The organism is Ancylobacter sp. (genome assembly GCF_965249975.1).
Classification (GTDB): Bacteria; Pseudomonadota; Alphaproteobacteria; order Rhizobiales; family Xanthobacteraceae; genus Ancylobacter.
On sequence record NZ_CBDFNE010000004.1, the window covers coordinates 476,727 to 493,887 of the forward strand.

Consider the following 17,161-nt stretch of genomic DNA (forward strand, 5'->3'; position numbering starts at 1 on the left):
GCTCAGCGGAGGCCGCCGAAGCAGGCGTATTTCATTTCCAGATATTCATCGATGCCGTAGCGCGAGCCTTCGCGACCGATCCCACTCTCTTTGATGCCGCCGAACGGCGCCAGCTCGGTCGAGATCAGCCCTTCATTGATGCCGACCATGCCGAATTCCAAGGCTTCGAGAACGTTCCACACCCGCGCGACATCACGCGTGTAGAAATATGCCATCAGCCCATAGCGCGTATCATTGGCGAGCTGGATGACCTCGGCCTCGTCCTTGAAGCGGAACACCGGCGCGAGGGGCCCGAAGGCCTCCTCCTTGGACAGACGCATGGTGGCGTCCATACCGGTCAGGACGGTCGGCTCGAACCAGGTTCCGCCCAGACTGTGCCGCTTGCCGCCCTGGACGAGGCGGGCGCCTTTCTCCAGCGCATCCGCAATAAGCATCTCGACCTTCGCCACAGCCCGTTCGTTGATGAGCGGGCCCTGGGTGACACCGTCATGCGTGCCGTCGCCGACCTTCATCTCCGCCACTCGCGCGGCGAGCTTGCTGGTGAAGGAGTCGTACACGCCATCCTGGACGTAGATGCGGTTCGTGCAGACGCAGGTCTGGCCCGAGTTGCGGAATTTGGAGGCGAGCGCGCCATCGACGGCGCGATCAAGGTCGGCGTCGTCGAAGACGATGAAGGGGGCGTTGCCGCCAAGTTCGAGCGACAGTTTCTTCAGCGTGTCCGCGCATTGGCGCATCAACAGCTTGCCAACCGCAGTCGATCCGGTGAACGAGAGTTTGCGGATGACGGGGTGCTCGCACAGCAGGCGGCCGACGCCGGCTGAATCAGTGCTGGTCACGATGCTAAGCACGCCGCGGGGGATTCCGGCGCGGTGCGCCAGCTCGGCCATGGCGAGCGCCGTCAGGGGGGTCTCTTCCGAAGGCTTGATGACCATCGTGCAGCCGGCCGCTAGGGCGGCGCCGGCTTTCCGGGTGATCATCGCCATCGGGAAATTCCACGGCGTGATCGCGGCGCAAACGCCGATCGGCTGCTTGAGGACAACGAAGCGTCGGTCTCGGCCGGATGAGGGAATCACATCGCCATAGACGCGCTTGGCCTCTTCGGCGAACCATTCGACAAAGGACGCGCCGAAGGCGATCTCGCCGCGCGCCTCCATCAGCGGCTTGCCCTGCTCCAGCGTGATGAGCTGGGCCAGCTCCTCGGCGTGCTTCAGGATCTCATCATGCCATGCCTTGAGCACGAGGGAGCGCTGCTTCGCGGTGAGGGCGCGCCATCCGGCGAGCGCGAGCTGGGCCGCCTCAATGGCGGGCTCCACATCGGCCGGCGTCATGTCTGGAACCTGCGCAATGATCTGTCCCGTTGCCGGGCTCCGAACACCGAAGGTTCCGCCAGCGGACGCATCGACCCACTCGCCGTTCACATATGATTTCTGACGCAGAAGCTGGGATACATGGGCGTTCATGACAGCGCGCTACCTTGCATAGGAGGGTTCAGCGGACTCGGAGGAGGAGGATACGCGCCAGCCGGACACACCCGGGGCGACACGCCTTGCACCGGCAAGTTCACTGCGGTCGAGGCAGGATTGAAGAACAAAACTCGCGATCTGCGATCGCAATATAGGCGCGACGATAGGTGCTGGCAACTGGATCGTCGGCCAGCGGCGCCCCAAAAATGCGTCTGTGCGTCTGGCCCGATCGCGCTTGCGGACCGGAAGGTCGCAACCGAGCAGGCGCCGCCGGCCCGCCGATCATCAGTCCGTCAGGCAAGCCGGGCTTCGGGAGTATAAGAGGCGATGGTCGCGCGGGCGTTCTTCGGCAGGCGCGCCACGTCTAGTCGTCGGCGAACTTGGCGTTGGCGAGAAGATAGTTCATGCCCGCCAGTATATCGCGGCTGATAGATTCGCCAGCCTCGCGCCCCCGCTTCTGGCTGAGAGCGCCGATGGCTTCGTTGTGAAAATTGGCCTGTGTCATCTGATCCAGACCCTTGTTCAGGTGCCGGAGAAATGGCGCCGCGACCAGCCACAGCAGTTTAATGTGCTGCTGCAGCGTTTCCGAGGGGCAGTAGCTGTAAATAGTGAACTTCAGCCGCTGATTGTAGTCCAAATAGGCTTGAATGTCGTTCTGCTCGATCGCCGCTTCGAGCCCCCGGCCGTGTATCCGCAGTTCCTTGATCGCCTTGGCCGTGATCACCGGTGCCGCATCATGCGTCGCGCGCCCTTCCAGGAGCGCGCGCAGGGTCATGACCTCCTCAAACTTCGTCCGGCTGATCAGGGGGACGGAGAACGTCCCGTTAGCGTGCTGGACGAGTCCACCCTCGGCCAGCAGGCGGCCCAGGGCGAGCCGGACCGGCATGTCGCTGGTGCTCATCTGCGCTGCGAGCTTTCGAGAACTGACCTTCTGCCCAGGCTCGAAACCTCCCCGCATCATGACTTCGGTGATCTGCTCGTATACTTTGTCCTGAACAGATTTATGATTGATGGGCGCGAAAGGAAGAGGCCGGTCACCAAGTGCGGATACGGTCATTTTGCTACCTTCACAAGATTTGGTGGCGACCGTCACAGGCTAACCGGATCGCTCAAGCACCTTAGCGCTCATCATTTCATGCCTGACTGAGCTGCTCAAGATCGGGGATCGCAGCCTTCGCCGCCGCTGCATAGCGATCTGCCGCGATATCGATCTCGTCGCGCGTGATGCACAGAGGCGGGGAGAACGAATTCACGGGCGAGAAGGGCAATGCACGGACCAGAACCCCGGCCTCGACAGCCTTCTTTGCAACCACGCGATGGGGCGCGCGGCCATCGGAGAAGGGACGGCGCGGATCGCGCTGTGCCAAGAACTCGACACCAGCCATCAGGCCGACACCGCGGATGTCGCCGACATAGGGATGATCCGCGAGCCGGGAGCGAAGCGCTTCCAGCAGATAGGGAGCGAGCCGCGCGGCATTGCCGACCAGATCCTCCTCCTCCATGAGATCCAGGGTGGCCATCGCCACCGCGCTGCCGACGGGATGGCCGGAATAGGTGAAGCCGTGCATGAAGGCGCCCACGGCAGGTGAGGTTTCCTCAAGAACCGACCAGATGCGATCGGAAATGATGGAAGCCGACATCGGGAAATAGGCACTGGTCAGCCCCTTGGCCAGCGAAACGATGTCGGGCTTGAGGCCGTAAAGGCCGGTGGCGAACCACTCGCCGGTCCGGCCGAAGCCGGTGATGACCTCATCGACCACGAACAGGATGTCATGGCGGGCGAGCACCGCCTGCACCTTCGTGAAATAATCCGCCGGCGGCAGGAAGACCCCACCGGTGCCCATCACCGGCTCGGCAATGAAGGCGGCGATGGTGTCGGCACCCTCGCGGGCAATCAGCGCCTCAAGATCGGCCACCATGCGGTCGGAGAAGGCCGCCTCGCTCTCGCCCGGCTGCGCAAAGCCGTAATAATGCGGGCAGGACGTGTGGAGAATGCCATCGACCGGCAGGTCGAAGGCCTTGTGATAGGAGGCGATGCCGGTCAGGCTGCCACTTGCGTAGGTCACGCCGTGATAGCTGCCGAGGCGCGAGATGATCTTCTTCTTCGCCGGGCGACCGAGTTGGTTATTGTAGTAGCGCACGAGCTTGAGGGCGGTATCATTGGCGTCCGAACCCGAGGTGCCGAAGAATACCCGTGCCATGTGGGGCGCGTTGGCCTTCTCGCGAAACAGCGTCATCAGCCGATCGGCCAGACGGATCGTCGCTTCGCTCGCCGCGCCGCCGAACAGATGCTGGAAGCTGAGCTCGCGCATCGCCGAGGCGGCGGCGTCCGCAAGCTGGGGACGTCCGTAGCCGACGTTCACGCACCACAGGCCAGCGCCCATGTCGATCAGTTCCTGGCCGCCCACATTGCGGACGCGCGTGCCGGCAGCCTCGGTATAGATTGCCGGGCCGTCCCGCAGATTATCGGCAACCGAGGTCAGCGGATGGAACAGGCTCAGCTTGTCCATCTGCGAGAGGTCGAGATTCGTGGCGTAGTTCATGAAACATTCCTTTCGGAGCCCAGAAGGCTGTGTTCGACATGTTTGGCTTCGCAGCGCGCCTTGAGCGCCCGGACGGCGCAACCCACCGTGGTCAAGACCGGCGCATCGGTTGACGTGCGCACCAGGGGAGCGGCCCTTGCGAGAGAGAACTGGCCGAGAACGATCCCGTCCACCGCGCCGAACTGCCGGCAGGCCTGCTCGACCAGCCGGTCGTGCTCAGGGCCGTCCCCAGCCTTCAGCGCGGCCATTGCCCCTTCGACGAAGAGCGGGCGCACGGTCAACTGGCGACCGCTCGCCGCCGCCATCGCCTCGAACTCGGTGTGAAGGGCGTTCAGCGACGGTTCGAACGTTACGACGAGGCCGATGGCGGTACCCAGTTTCATCGCTTCCTCGAAGGCGGATTCAGTGGGCCGGAGGACGGGTATCGCCAGATGCGGCTTGACCGCATCGATGGCCGGCCCGAACGCCGAGCAGGTGAACAGGATTCCTTGCGTCCGCCCGTTCTTGCCTTCCGTGCCCGCCGCATAGTCGGCGAGAGAGCGGAAGCGCGTCATCATGCGGGCGTCGAGCTGGCCGGCATGGGCGCGGTCGATCGCCAGCGACGTATCCAGAAGATCGAAATAGAACGCTTCCGGCCATTCTGCGGCAAAGGCCTCGTGAACCGGCACGACGGATTCGTCGAGCGCGTGGATGAGGCCGACGCGGACAGGAGCGGATGGGATCGGATCAGACATGGGCGCTCCGGGCCTTGAGGGCGTCGATCAGCCGCGCATCGCGATCGGCTTCGAGCTCGGGGATCGTGCGCCCGTCCGCTTCGGCCGCGATGCCGGCGACGAGCCTCTCGCAGACCTCGGGGGTGAGTCTGGGGTCGCCGAGCGTCTTCCATCGGCGCTCCTGGCTCGGGCCCAGCTGCTGGAGGTAATGCGCGATGCCGCCCTCGCCGCCGCCCAGATGGTAGCACATATGCGCACCGACGACCGACCAGCGCAGGCCGGGTCCATCAACGAGCGCTCGGTCGACGTCGCTGACGTCGGCAATCCCCTCGGCCACGATGTTCACCGCCTCGCGCCAGAGGGCGGAGGCCAGCCGGTTGGCGATGTGTCCGACCGCATCCTTCTTCAGCCGTACCGGGCTGCTTCCAAGACCCCGGTAAAAGTTTTCGGCACGGTCCAGTACGTCAGCGTCGATGCCGAAGAGTTCGATCAGAGGGATCAGATGCGGCGGATTGAACGGATGCGCCGTGATAAAGCGCGCCGGGTGGCGCATGCCCACGGAAAGGTCGGACCAAGTGAAGGCCGATGTGCTGGAGGAAAGGATCGCCTCCGCCGGACAGAAGACCTCGATTTGCGCATAGAGCGCATGTTTCACCGGGACGTTTTCCGGCGCGTTCTCCTGGATGAAATCGGCGCCCGCGACGGCTTCCCCAAGGGTGTCGGCCACCATCAGCCGACCCGGCCGCTGACCTTTGCCAAGGCTCAGCAATTGCTCTCGCGGAAGCGTCAGCTGGGAGGGCAGGCTGGCGCGAACATCGGCGTCGGGATCCCAGGCACGCACATCGTGACCATTCGCCAGAAACAGCGCGGTCCAGCTTCGGCCAATGAGGCCGCAGCCTATAACCGACAGGGTAAGGGGGTCGCGCTTCACCTGATTCCTCTCCAACTACCTGAACGATGCCGCGTCTTGCCGAGGAAATTTTCGACGAGTCTGTCGCGATCTGTGATCGCATTTTACAGGTCGCATCTCGGCAAATGCAACTGGCCGCGGCGGATACGATCGGAAAAGGCTCAGACCCCCGGACCGACCGCCATGGCGGCATCTTGCGCGATCGCAGATCGCAATATAGCGTATCGTTATCTTCATAAACGTAGCGAAACAGGCGTAACCTTTGCCACGTGGCGCACACCGACAAATCGGGAGGCACTGACGATGGTCACCAGCAAATTCTATATCGACGGCGGTTGGGTGGAGCCCATCTCCGCTGATGTCGCCGAGATCATCTCGCCGGCATCAGCCAGATCCATCGGCCGTGTCAGCCTTGGCAGCGCCGCCGATGTCGAGCGCGCGGTGGTTGCGGCGGATCGCGCCTTCGCGAGCTGGAGCCAGACGCAGCCTGAGGAGCGTCGTGCCGTTCTCGAGCGGATCGTCGGGATCTACGCGCGGCGCGGTGCGGAAATTGCCGATGCGATGACGGCGGAGATGGGCGCGCCTGTCACGCTGGCGCGCGGGGCCCAGAGCGGCGCCGGCTATGGCCATCTCCGCGATTTCGTGCGCGCCATGGACGAGATCCATTGGGAGCGGCCGCTGTTCGCGGGCGAGGACGAAAACCGCATTGTGCTGGAGCCGAAGGGCGTCGCGGCGCTGATCACGCCCTGGAACTGGCCGATGAACCAAATCGCGCTCAAGGTGGGTGCCGCGCTTGCTGCGGGCTGCACCATGGTGCTCAAGCCGTCGGAACTGGCCCCTCTTTCCGCTGCGCTGTTCGCCGAGGTCATCGACGAAGCCTGCGTCCCGGCGGGCGTATTCAATCTCGTGCATGGCACTGGCCCGGTTGTCGGCGAAGCGCTGGCCCGCGACCCCCGTATCTCGGTCATCTCGCTGACCGGATCGACGCGGGCCGGCATCGCCGTGACCAAGCTGGGGGCCGACACGGTCAAGCGGGTCGGGCTCGAACTGGGAGGCAAGGGGGCGAACATCATCTTCGCCGACGCCGATCCCGAGAAAGCCGCAGCCGAAACGGCGCAGGCCATGTTCCGGAACAGCGGACAGTCATGCAACGCGCCGTCACGCATGTTGGTCGAGCGCCCTGTCTATGACCGCGCGGTCGCGGCGGCCACCGAGGTCGCGCGGTCGCTTGTGGTCGGCGATCCGACACGGGAAGCCACCCACCTTGGGCCGGTGATCAGCGCGGCCCAGTTCGATCGCATCCAGTCGTTGATCCAGCAGGGCATTGCAGAAGGCGCCAGGCTCGTGACCGGCGGGCCGGGTCGCCCGGAGGGATTGGCCGAGGGCTATTATGTCAAGCCGACAGTATTCGCCGATGCGACGAACAGAATGACAATCGCCCGCGAAGAAATCTTCGGCCCGGTACTGACGATCATCCCCTTCGACACCGAGGAAGAAGCCGTCGCTATCGCCAATGACAGCGTCTATGGCCTCGCCGCCTATCTCTGGACCAGCGATCGGGAGCGAGGGCGCCGCCTGTCGCGGCGGCTGCGCAGCGGCATGGTGCGGCTGAACGGCACCGACCTGCCGTACGGCAGCCCGTTCGGCGGCTTCGGCCAGTCGGGCATTGGTCGCGAGGGTGGTGTCTGGGGAATCGAGGAGTTCCTTGAGGTGAAGGCGATCAGCGGTTGGCCGGAGCTGGAGCCGGCCGGCTGAACGCCCCGCCCGGCAGCCTGCCGACCACCGGCCATGCCCGCAGAACCACGAGAGTCGAAAGCCAAATGATCAATTTTGAAGGCAAGACCTGTATCGTGACTGGGGCCACCTCCGGAATCGGACTGGCCATCGCGACCAAGCTGGCCTCGCGGAGAGCCAACCTCGTCGTCGTTGGCCGTAACGAGGCCCGAGGCCAGGAGGCGGTCGCACGGCTGAGCCGCGAGGGCGTGAAGTCCGTACTGGTGACCGCCGATCTTGCCGACGCCGCGGCTCCGGCGCTGATCCGCGAGCGTACGCTGGAGACGTTCGGGCGCATCGACGTGCTCATCAACAATGCCGGTATCCTCATCAACGGCTCGGTGCTGGAATGCAGCGAGGTCGATTGGGACCGCACGCTGGACATCAATCTGTCCTCGGCGTTCCGCATGTCGCGCGCGATACTGCCCACCATGATCGCGCAGCGCGCGGGGTCGATAGTTAACATCGCATCGGATTGGGCCCTGATGGGCGCCAAGAACGCCACCGCCTACTGCGTCTCGAAAGCAGCCCTGGCGCAGCTCACGCGCTGCATGGCGCTCGATTTCGCGGCGGACGGCGTCCGCGTCAACGCCATCTGCCCCGGCGACACCGATACGCCGATGCTGGACCAGGCCTTCAAGGATGGCGATCACGCCTCCAAGATGGCGGTGCTGGCCGCAGGCATTCCGCTCGGACGCGTGGCCCGGGCCGACGAGATCGCCAATGCGACGGTCTTCCTGGCATCCGACGAGGCGAGCTTCATGACCGGCGCCCTGATACCGGTCGATGGCGGAACCTCCGCCCAGTAGTACGCGCGGTCCGCGGCGCGCGCGTGTCCGATAGGTTGGTCCCCAGCCGCAAGCGGGGAGCGCCGTCCCCCTTCCCCGCCAAGAAGCGTATGGGTCTTTCAAATCTCAATGCGAGCTAGCCTATGAGTGCATCCGTTTCAGGCCCGACATGTTCGCCCTCCGGCGCGCCCGTGGACGAAGCCCGGGAATTTCTGGCGCGATACCCTGACGTTCAGGGCATCGACGTGATCCTGACGGATTGCCACGGCATCGGTCGCGGCAAGATTATCCGCCGCCACGAACTCGAGTCGCTCTATGGGCACGGTAGACCCATGCCCACAGCCCTTTTCGGGCAGGACGTCACGGGCCAAGACGTCGAAGCATCGGGTCTCATCCTGGCAGATGGCGGAGCCGACCAGCGCTGCTGGCCCCTTCCAGGCACATTGGGACTGCAGCCGCATGTGAAGCGTGGGCAGGTTCTCGTCAGCATGTTCGAAGCTGACGGCACGCCCTTCCACGCGGAGCCGAGGCCCGTGCTGGTCCGTCAAATCGAACGGGCCAGACAAGCCGGCTTCACCCCGATGGGAGCGTTCGAGTTGGAATTCTATCTGGTCGACCCACAGCCCGACGCGCGGGGCCGTCACCATGCAGCCCGCTACCCGCTGACGGGGCGCCGCCCGACCGGGCCGAACACGCTGTCCGTCGATGAACTCGACGAGCTCTCCCCGCTGTTTGATGCCATCTATGAGGGAGCCGCAACACTCGGGTTGACGCTGGAATCGCTTATTTCGGAGTACGGCGCCGGCCAGTTCGAAATGACGATCCGCTACCGTAACCTGCTGCAGGCCGCCGATGATCTCATTATTGCAAAGCGTCTGATCCGTTCCTGCGCCCGTCGCTTCGGTATGGAGGTCACGTTCATGCCCAAGCCCTTCGGCGACCAGTCCGGCTCGGGTATGCATCTGCATCTGTCGCTCGCGGATCTTTCCGGCGTCAACCTGTTTGGCGATCAGCCCGATGGTAGCCTCAGCCCGACGATGCTGCACGCGATCGGCGGTATCCGCACGACGCTGGCGGACACCATGCTCATTCTCGCGCCCTTCCTGAACTCTTGGCGCCGGTTCGCTTCCGCCGTCTACTCGCCGGCATCCGACACCTGGGGCGTGGACAACCGCACGGCAGCGCTGCGCATCCCTGGCACGCCGGGCAAGACGCGTCACTTCGAGCAACGGGTGGCCGGCATCGACGCCAATCCTTACTTCGTTGCCGCCGTGACGCTGGGCGGCGCGCTTCAGGGCATCCGTGACCGCACGGATCCCGGCCCTCCGGTCGAGGGCAACAGCTACCATCACGGCAGCGTCAATTCTCTTCCGGGAAGCTGGCTGGATGCCATTCAGCGGTTCGACGCCTCGCCCTTCGCAAAGGACATTCTGGGCGAGGGGCTGCATCGCGCGTTCGTCGCCATCAAGCGGGCAGAATACGAGAAGCTCGCCCTCGAAGTCACCGCAGCCGAATGGGACCAGTACGGCTTCGTGGTTTAGCGAGGCGTCTAGGTGTTTAGTCCCAGGATGTCATGGCTTGGTTGACGAACGAACAGCTCCGGCTTTTCGGCGCTGATGAGCTTGAGCGCTTCGAGCGGTGTTTTGAAGCGGAGCGCCTTGAGCTGCTTGGCGTAGTTGTAGGCGAGCAACCAGTCCCGGACATGACGTCGCAGGTCGTCGATCGAGGCATAGTGGAACGCGCGCACGGTCGCGTCCTTGATGGTGCGAACCATCCGTTCGGCCTGCCCGTTGGTCCAAGGGTGATACGGCTTGGTGAGCCTGTGTTCAGTATCGTGTTCGGCACAGACCCTTCCGAAGACGTGGGCGACGGAGCCGCCCTTGGCCCTCTTGTCGTGCTGGACGAACTGAACGCCGTTGTCGGTCAGCACCGTGTGGATCTTGTAGGGGACCGCCATGAGCAGAGCCTTGAGGAAGCCCGCCGCGACCAGCTTCGTCGCCTTCCGGTAGATCCTGGCGAAGACCAGCTTGGATGTGCGATCGACGGCCACGAACAGATAGGCCTTGCCGCCCTCGTAGCGCAGCTCGGCGATGTCGAGGTGGAAGTGGCCGATCTCATAGGCTTTGAACCGCTTGGGCTTCTCGCGATCGGCCTTCGGCAGGCGCGAGATACCGTGCCGTTGAAGGCAGCGGTGCAGCGACGAGCGCGTCAGGCGCGGGATGACGTCCTTCAAGGCGACGAAGACATCGTCCAGCGGCAGGCGAGCCTGCACGCGCAGAACGACGATCGCCGCCTCCTCAATGGCTGAGAGGGTCGAACTGTGCCGCTCCTTCGGGCCCATCGGCTCGTCTTCCACTCTCCGGCGGGATCGCCACTTCCTCACCGTCTTCTCGTTGATCCCGAAGCGTCGCGCCAGTTCCGCGGATGAAGCTTGCGATCGCTGTAGCTCCGCTCGAACGGCGTGCGTGGTCTTGGCGCTCCCGTGAAGAACCTGGCCCATAGCGTGTCCCTCTCCAACGGAGATAATGATACGCCATCACACTGTGGGACTAGGTGACCGACTCATAACTTCGCAGCCAGATGCGGATTGAAGCGAGTTGGATTGACGCGAGAAAGTTGTCGTCTCGCTTGTCGTAGCGGGTGGCGACGGCCCTGAAATGTTTGAGTTTGTTGAAGAAGCGCTCGACGGCGTTGCGCTGGCGGTAGACCCAGGCGCTGAAGGCGAAGGTTTTGACCCTGTTGTGCATGGCGCGGACATTGGCCCATGCTCCGCGCCCGTTCATCTCTTCGCGCAAGGCGTCGCTGTCGTAAGCCCTATCGGCGAGAAGGATGTTTCCCGGCCCGACGGTGTCCAGCATGTCGGCGGCCGAGCGCCCATCGTGAGCCTGGCCTTCGGTCAGCTTGAGGCGGATCGGTCGGCCTTCAGCATCGACAAGGGCGTGGATCTTGGTGGTCAGGCCGCCACGCGAGCGACCCATGCAACGGGATCGCTCATCTTTTTTTGGCCGTTGGCGGCATGCTGGTGAACGCGGATCGACGAGGCGTCGATCATCTGGATATCGCCATCGTAAGCGGCTGAGACGGCTCGTAGAATTCGCGCCCAATGGCCCGCCTTGCGCCACCGGTTGAAGCGGTTGACGCACGTCGTATGCGGGCCATAGCGCGCCGGGATATCGGCCCAGGGCGCCCCAGTGCGCAGGCGCCAGAAGATGCCATTCAGAACGCGCCGGTCATCCGCCCGCGCGACCCCACGCACCTTCGTCGGCAGAAGCGGCTCGATCACCGACCACTCAAAATCCGTCAGATCAAAGCGGGCCATCTCTACCTCCAAGGCTGAGATCAGTGAATCAGAACACCAGCCCGCAGGGAATCCCGGTTATGGGTATGTGACCTAGGTGACCGACTCATAACTTCGCAGCCAGATGCGGATTGAAGCGAGTTGGATTGACGCGAGAAAGTTGTCGTCTCGCTTGTCGTAGCGGGTGGCGACGGCCCTGAAATGTTTGAGTTTGTTGAAGAAGCGCTCGACGGCGTTGCGCTGGCGGTAGACCCAGGCGCTGAAGGCGAAGGTTTTGACCCTGTTGTGCATGGCGCGGACATTGGCCCATGCTCCGCGCCCGTTCATCTCTTCGCGCAAGGCGTCGCTGTCGTAAGCCCTATCGGCGAGAAGGATGTTTCCCGGCCCGACGGTGTCCAGCATGTCGGCGGCCGAGCGCCCATCGTGAGCCTGGCCTTCGGTCAGCTTGAGGCGGATCGGTCGGCCTTCAGCATCGACAAGGGCGTGGATCTTGGTGGTCAGGCCGCCACGCGAGCGACCCATGCAACGGGATCGCTCATCTTTTTTTGGCCGTTGGCGGCATGCTGGTGAACGCGGATCGACGAGGCGTCGATCATCTGGATATCGCCATCGTAAGCGGCTGAGACGGCTCGTAGAATTCGCGCCCAATGGCCCGCCTTGCGCCACCGGTTGAAGCGGTTGACGCACGTCGTATGCGGGCCATAGCGCGCCGGGATATCGGCCCAGGGCGCCCCAGTGCGCAGGCGCCAGAAGATGCCATTCAGAACGCGCCGGTCATCCGCCCGCGCGACCCCACGCACCTTCGTCGGCAGAAGCGGCTCGATCACCGACCACTCAAAATCCGTCAGATCAAAGCGGGCCATCTCTACCTCCAAGGCTGAGATCAGTGAATCAGAACACCAGCCCGCAGGGAATCCCGGTTATGGGTATGTGACCTAAACACCTAGGTCGCTAAGGCGCCCGCGTCCGCCACCCACCCCGAAAGAGGAGCTCGAATGTCCGCTTCCGGGCAATGTTCCAATGTCTCCTGGCGCGAACCATGACCTCCAAAGCCATAAATGACACGTCTGCTTTCAGGAGACTGCTAATCCGATCTCTACGGCCGAGATGTGGGCGCAAAGCGGACGTCGCCGAAAGGGCGATCGAGAGGCTGCATTAGGTCAGGATCAGCTGGGCAGATCTGGCCCGCGGCGTCCACATCGCGATGGCGAACCGTCACGCCTCGCCTTCCGGGTCCGCCTCCTTCCCCTCTTCGTACCCCTCCCCTTGCATCAGCGCCCACGGAAACTCCCCTGCGAGCAGCCTGTCCTTGCTGAGCAGGCCGGCGTCCTCCAGCGCCTCCATATCAGGGAGATCGCGCAGGGTATCGAAGCCGAAGTGGCTGAGGAACTCTCGGGTGGTCACATAGGTGTAGGGCGCGCCGGGCTGCGGAGAGCGCGGCCCGGCGGCGATGAAGCCGAGGCGGCGCAGATGGCCGATCGTGTCGCGGCTGATCTCGCGGCCGAAGAACCGGCTGAGCTCGCCCCGGGTGATCGGCTGGAAGTAGCCGATGCAGAGCAGCACCAGCGCCTCGGCTTGGGAGAGCGGCTTGGCATCCGTCGTGCCCGCCGCGGGTTTCACCGCCAGCTGTTCCTCAGCGGCACCAGCAGATCTTCGAGCTTCTACCCGCAGGCATCCGCGCCTACGTCTTGCCGTCACCGACGAAGATGCCGTCGCTGCGTTCGAGCTGCAGGCGAGTGCGTCTGATATGTCCGTGCAATAGCATCGAGGCGTGATAGCTGTCACGCCGCCTCAGCGCCTCGCAGATCAGCCTGTGCTCGCAGAAGATCGTTTCCATGCCGGTCGAACCGACGGATTGGGTAAAGGCGCGCCGGTATTGCTGCGTGACGTTCCAGAATTTCTGGATCATCTGCATGAGTTGCGGCATGCCGGCCGCCTCATAACTCAGCAGATGGAACTCGCGGTCAAGCCGCAAGAATTCCTCAGGGCTCCCGCTCTGCTCGATGCGGCGGGCGAGATCCTCAATGTTGTCGAGCGTCGAATCGCTCAGCGCGGGGCAGCTTTCCAGCAGGGCCAGCGGCTCGAGGCGTTCGCGTATCTTGTAGATCTCCACGCACTCGGCGCGGTCGAGCTTGAAGATCCAAGCTCCGCTATTGGGAACGAGGACGATCAGGCCCTCGCTCTCCAACTGCCTGAGTGCTTCCCGAACGGGAATGCGGCTGATCCCGAACTGACTGGCGATCTCTTCCTGACGTACCCGGCTGCCGGGTTCGAGCTGGCCGGAAAGGATCGCCTTGCGCAGGGCGTCGATGATTCGTTCACTGGCAACGGCGGCAGTCAGGCCATTTTCGACGCGGGCTGATTTTCTCTCGTGCGGCTCGACCATATCTTCTGCTCCACCGCTGACTCCACCAAAGCCGGCGCTGCAGCGCCATATCTCGTCAAGACTGTGTTCCGAACGGATGCCAAAGACGTCGGCTGGTCTCCTCCTCATAAGCCTTGCCATTCGGGAAGGAAACGAGTTCGAGCTGCATGCCCCATGGCGACAGGAAGTAGACCCAGCTCTGGCCGGCGCTCGGCCCGGAGGTTCGTACGGTAATGTCGCCAAGGATGCGCACACCGCGCGCGCGCAGATAGGCGACAGCTGCCTCGATGTTATCGACGTAGAACGCGAGATGGTGCCCGCCGACGTCGCTGTTGCGTGGCATCTCACGCCGCTGATCGGGCGCCTCATACTCGAATAGCTCGAAGTTGGACCCATTCCGGCAGCGCAGGAAGCGGATCTCTTTCATCACCGCCCGGGGGTGGACATTGAGATGCTCGCTCATCCAGTCTCCGTGCGACTGGAACGGTCCGAGCCGATAGAAGGCCTCGCAGCCGATGACGTCGACGAAGAAGCGCACGGCCTCCTCAAGGTTCGGCACGGTGAAACCGATGTGATCGGTCCCGCGCAGTCCGGGAAGCCCGCTCGCGATGGCATTCGACGATTCAGACCTGTGCATCATTCGAGCCTATCCCGTTACGCCCATATTCGCCGAGGCGGCAACTCCACACACGGCTGAGCTATATACATCGTATCCAATATAGGTGATTTTATCCAGGTATGGCGCATGTCGTCCATCGATATGGATCAAAATGTATCCATCAATTGACATGGCGGAATGGTCATGCATAGTTTCGAGCCGTGCCGAGTGATTGTGCAGCGTTGCTTTCTCAGCGTGGGCGCCCGGGCGGCTCAGCTATTCGAAGGAGGGCGCGGCCTGCCGGTCGTGACCTCGCAGTCTCGGCGTAATCCTTCCGGCCGCCCGCCCAGCGCGGCCGCAAAAAGCGAGCAGGGGAATCATGAAGCGTTTCAATCTGGCCGCCGTTACCTTGGCGGGTATGGCAATCGTCGCAGGCGTGCAGTCGGCGAGCGCGCGCGATCTCACGGTCGTCGGCTTCGGCGGGACACTGCAGGACGCGTTCCGCAAGGCCTATTTCGAACCTTATGCCGCCGCCACCGGCTCCAAGCTGGTTGAGGACACAACCAATGGCGGCATCGCCAAGCAGAAGGCGATGGTTGAGACGAAAAACGTCACCTGGGACGTGGTGCAGATGGAGGAGGACGAGGTCACGCTCGCCTGCGCCGAGGGGCTGCTGCTCAATGTCGACTGGGCCAAGCTCCCCAGCTATTCGAAGGCCGATCCCACCATGTTCAGCGAGTGCGGCGCTGGCGCCATCGTCTGGTCGGAAGTGCTGACCTATGACGCCGCCAAGATTAAGGATGGCCCGAAGAACTGGGCCGACTTCTGGAACGTGGCGAAGTGGCCGGGCAAGCGCGGCCTGCGGAAGACCGCCAAGCTCACCCTCGAACTCGCGCTGATGGCCGACGGCGTTCCCGGCTCGGACGTCTACAGGGTTCTCGCGACCAAGGAAGGCCAGGACCGCGCTTTCAAGAAGCTCGACGAGCTGAAGCCAAATGTGCAGTGGTGGGAAAGCGGCGCGCAACCGCTCGAATGGCTCGCCTCTGGGGCCGTCGCGATGACCGCCGCCTATAATGGCCGTATCGCCAATGCCCGAAAGGAAGGCCGCGACTTCCCGATCATCTGGGGTGACAGCCTGTACAGCATCGACTACTGGGCGATCATCGCCGGCTCCTCGAACGAGAAGCAGGCGCTCGAATTCGTCGATTTCGCTTTGTCGACCAGCCCGCAGAAGGCGTTTGCCGAGGCCATTCCCTATGGCATCGCCAACAAGGAGGCGATGGCGGCGCTGCCCGCGGATCTGCTGTCCCAGCTTCCCTCCGCGCCCGACAACCTCAAGGGGGCGGTAAAGATCAACAGCGAGTTCTGGACCGACCACGGCCAGGAGCTAAATGAGCGCTTTTCCGCCTGGGTCGCCCGCTGACGTTTCCGACCTGCAATGATGCACAGGACCTCCACCATGTCGGCCCGTAATTCTTCCTCTACGACATGGCGTCTGCGCATCGCGCGTCGGCTGCGGGGAGCAGGGATTTCCTCCATGCTCCTCGCAGCCCCGCTGTTCCTGTTCACGCTGGCCGTGTTCGTCGTGCCCATCGTGCTCATCCTGACCAAGGCCGTGGACAATCCCGAGGTGGTCACCGGGCTGCCGCGCACCAGCACCGCCATCGGCGGGTGGTCCGGCGCCGGTGACCTGCCCTCCGACGAAGTGTTCCGGGCGCTCATTGCCGATCTCGGCGACCGGAGCCCCGCGGCCGCCCGTAATATCGCCGCCGCCGCGCGGCGCCTGAACTACGAGATGGGGGGCTTCCGTTCGCTGCTCATAGCTAGCGCACGAGGCGCCAAGTCCGCGGGCGCGGCGACCGATGCCCGCCAGACGCTGCTCGGCATCGACCCGCGCTGGGGCGAGGTTGGCACTTGGACTGCGATCAAGCGCGCGGCTCCCGTTCACACCGCCTATTATACCCTGGCCGCGCTCGACCTGCGCCAGGACTCCGAGGGCGGCCTCGAGCGTGTGTCCCCCGACCAAAGGGCCTATGTGGATGTGCTCCTGCGGACCCTGCGCATTGCCGGCGTCACTACACTGATCTGCCTGATCCTCGGCTATCCGCTCGCCGCCGTGATGGCTTCGGCGTCCCACGGCTTCGCCGCTGTGCTGCTAGGAGCCGTACTGCTGCCGTTCTGGACCTCTCTGCTGGCGAAGACATCGTCTTGGATCGTGATCCTCCAGCAAGACGGGCCGGTGAACAAGTTGCTGATGTTGACCGGTCTCACTTCCGCGCCAGTGCCGCTAATCTTCAATTCCACGGGCCTGTACATCGTGATGGCGCACATGATGCTGCCCTTCACCGTGCTGCCGATCTATTCGACAATGAAGGGCGTGCCGGGCCAGTACATGCGCGCCTCGTCCTCGTTGGGCGCCCATCCGATCCGCGGCTTTCTCAACGTCTATCTGCCGATGACGATGCCGGGCATCGGCGCGGGGGCGCTGCTCACCTTCATCGTCTCGGCGGGCTACTACGTCACGCCCTCGCTGGTCGGCAGCCCGCGCGAGCAGATGCTCGGCTATTTCGTCGCCTATTACGCCTACACCTCGATCAATTGGGGGCTGGCCGCGGCGCTGAGCCTCGTGCTGCTGGCCTGCGTGCTCGCACTGTACCTGCTAGCCGGCCGGTTCATCGGCGTACGGCAGATCGCCGGGCTTAAGTGAGGG

General features: G+C 63.8%; 15 protein-coding genes and 1 pseudogene. 5 read left to right on the forward strand and 11 right to left on the reverse strand.

All coding sequences use genetic code 11. From position 1 onward, the window contains the following. Window positions 1–2 precede the first annotated feature (2 nt). From ACP2AH_RS06740 to ACP2AH_RS06760, 5 genes are all read right to left on the reverse strand, one after another. Window positions 3–1,460, reverse strand: coding sequence for an NAD-dependent succinate-semialdehyde dehydrogenase (locus ACP2AH_RS06740; RefSeq protein WP_425105092.1), 1,458 nt, complete (start codon window positions 1,458–1,460; stop codon window positions 3–5). A 367-nt stretch (window positions 1,461–1,827) separates the two neighbouring features. Further along, on the reverse strand, window positions 1,828–2,520 hold the full coding sequence (locus ACP2AH_RS06745) for a GntR family transcriptional regulator (protein ID WP_425105093.1): 693 nt from the start codon (window positions 2,518–2,520) through the stop codon (window positions 1,828–1,830). A gap of 76 nt (window positions 2,521–2,596) precedes the next feature. Next, the gene (locus tag ACP2AH_RS06750; protein ID WP_425105094.1) at window positions 2,597–4,006 is read right to left on the reverse strand and encodes an aminotransferase; all 1,410 of its coding nucleotides are present in this window, start codon (window positions 4,004–4,006) and stop codon (window positions 2,597–2,599) included. Beyond that, window positions 4,003–4,740, reverse strand: coding sequence for an aspartate/glutamate racemase family protein (locus ACP2AH_RS06755; RefSeq protein ID WP_425105095.1), 738 nt, complete (start codon window positions 4,738–4,740; stop codon window positions 4,003–4,005). Before ACP2AH_RS06755 ends, ACP2AH_RS06750 begins: the two co-directional genes overlap by 4 nt. Beyond that, entirely contained in the window at window positions 4,733–5,650 is a 918-nt protein-coding gene (locus ACP2AH_RS06760; RefSeq protein ID WP_425105096.1) for a 3-hydroxyacyl-CoA dehydrogenase NAD-binding domain-containing protein, read from the reverse strand. Before ACP2AH_RS06760 ends, ACP2AH_RS06755 begins: the two co-directional genes overlap by 8 nt. Window positions 5,651–5,932: 282 nt before the next feature. Here ACP2AH_RS06760 and ACP2AH_RS06765 point away from each other — a divergent pair, with 282 nt between their 5' ends. From ACP2AH_RS06765 to ACP2AH_RS06775, 3 genes are all read left to right on the forward strand, one after another. Further along, on the forward strand, window positions 5,933–7,384 hold the full coding sequence (locus ACP2AH_RS06765; protein WP_425105097.1) for an aldehyde dehydrogenase family protein: 1,452 nt from the start codon (window positions 5,933–5,935) through the stop codon (window positions 7,382–7,384). Between the two features lie 65 nt (window positions 7,385–7,449). After that, complete coding sequence (locus ACP2AH_RS06770) at window positions 7,450–8,211, forward strand: SDR family NAD(P)-dependent oxidoreductase (RefSeq protein ID WP_425105098.1); 762 nt, start codon at window positions 7,450–7,452, stop codon at window positions 8,209–8,211. Window positions 8,212–8,381: 170 nt separating this feature from the next. Further along, window positions 8,382–9,731, forward strand: a complete 1,350-nt coding sequence (locus ACP2AH_RS06775; RefSeq protein WP_425105099.1) for a glutamine synthetase family protein — start codon at window positions 8,382–8,384, stop codon at window positions 9,729–9,731. An 8-nt stretch (window positions 9,732–9,739) separates the two neighbouring features. Here the strand turns inward: ACP2AH_RS06775 and ACP2AH_RS06780 are convergent, their stop codons facing one another. The 6 genes and pseudogenes from ACP2AH_RS06780 to ACP2AH_RS06805 all read right to left on the reverse strand — a co-directional run bounded on the left by ACP2AH_RS06780 (window position 9,740) and on the right by ACP2AH_RS06805 (window position 14,493). Beyond that, complete coding sequence (locus ACP2AH_RS06780; RefSeq protein WP_425105100.1) at window positions 9,740–10,690, reverse strand: IS481 family transposase; 951 nt, start codon at window positions 10,688–10,690, stop codon at window positions 9,740–9,742. 49 nt (window positions 10,691–10,739) lie between these two features. Then, window positions 10,740–11,509, reverse strand: a protein-coding gene (locus tag ACP2AH_RS06785) for an IS5 family transposase (RefSeq protein ID WP_425105101.1) whose coding sequence is annotated in 2 segments (ribosomal slippage) — window positions 10,740–11,192 and window positions 11,195–11,509 — 768 coding nt in all. Because the reading frame shifts where the segments join, the coding sequence is not laid out codon by codon here. Between the two features lie 72 nt (window positions 11,510–11,581). Further along, window positions 11,582–12,351, reverse strand: a protein-coding gene (locus ACP2AH_RS06790) for an IS5 family transposase (RefSeq protein WP_425105101.1) whose coding sequence is annotated in 2 segments (ribosomal slippage) — window positions 11,582–12,034 and window positions 12,037–12,351 — 768 coding nt in all. Because the reading frame shifts where the segments join, the coding sequence is not laid out codon by codon here. Between the two features lie 352 nt (window positions 12,352–12,703). Continuing rightward, window positions 12,704–13,093: pseudogene (scpB, locus tag ACP2AH_RS06795) on the reverse strand (SMC-Scp complex subunit ScpB); the annotation flags it as partial. A 76-nt stretch (window positions 13,094–13,169) separates the two neighbouring features. Beyond that, entirely contained in the window at window positions 13,170–13,874 is a 705-nt protein-coding gene (locus ACP2AH_RS06800; RefSeq protein WP_425105102.1) for a GntR family transcriptional regulator, read from the reverse strand. Window positions 13,875–13,929: 55 nt separating this feature from the next. Next, window positions 13,930–14,493 carry a VOC family protein gene (locus ACP2AH_RS06805; protein ID WP_425105103.1) on the reverse strand — a complete coding sequence of 188 codons (564 nt, stop codon included), beginning with the start codon at window positions 14,491–14,493 and terminating at the stop codon, window positions 13,930–13,932. 337 nt (window positions 14,494–14,830) lie between these two features. On the opposite strand from ACP2AH_RS06805, the gene ACP2AH_RS06810 reads away from it, so the two are divergent. Both ACP2AH_RS06810 and ACP2AH_RS06815 read left to right on the forward strand, forming a co-directional pair. Next, a complete protein-coding gene (locus tag ACP2AH_RS06810) occupies window positions 14,831–15,874 on the forward strand; it encodes an ABC transporter substrate-binding protein (RefSeq protein ID WP_425105104.1) in 1,044 nt (347 codons plus the stop codon). Window positions 15,875–15,988: 114 nt separating this feature from the next. After that, a complete protein-coding gene (locus ACP2AH_RS06815) occupies window positions 15,989–17,158 on the forward strand; it encodes an ABC transporter permease (RefSeq protein WP_425105105.1) in 1,170 nt (389 codons plus the stop codon). Window positions 17,159–17,161 lie beyond the last annotated feature (3 nt).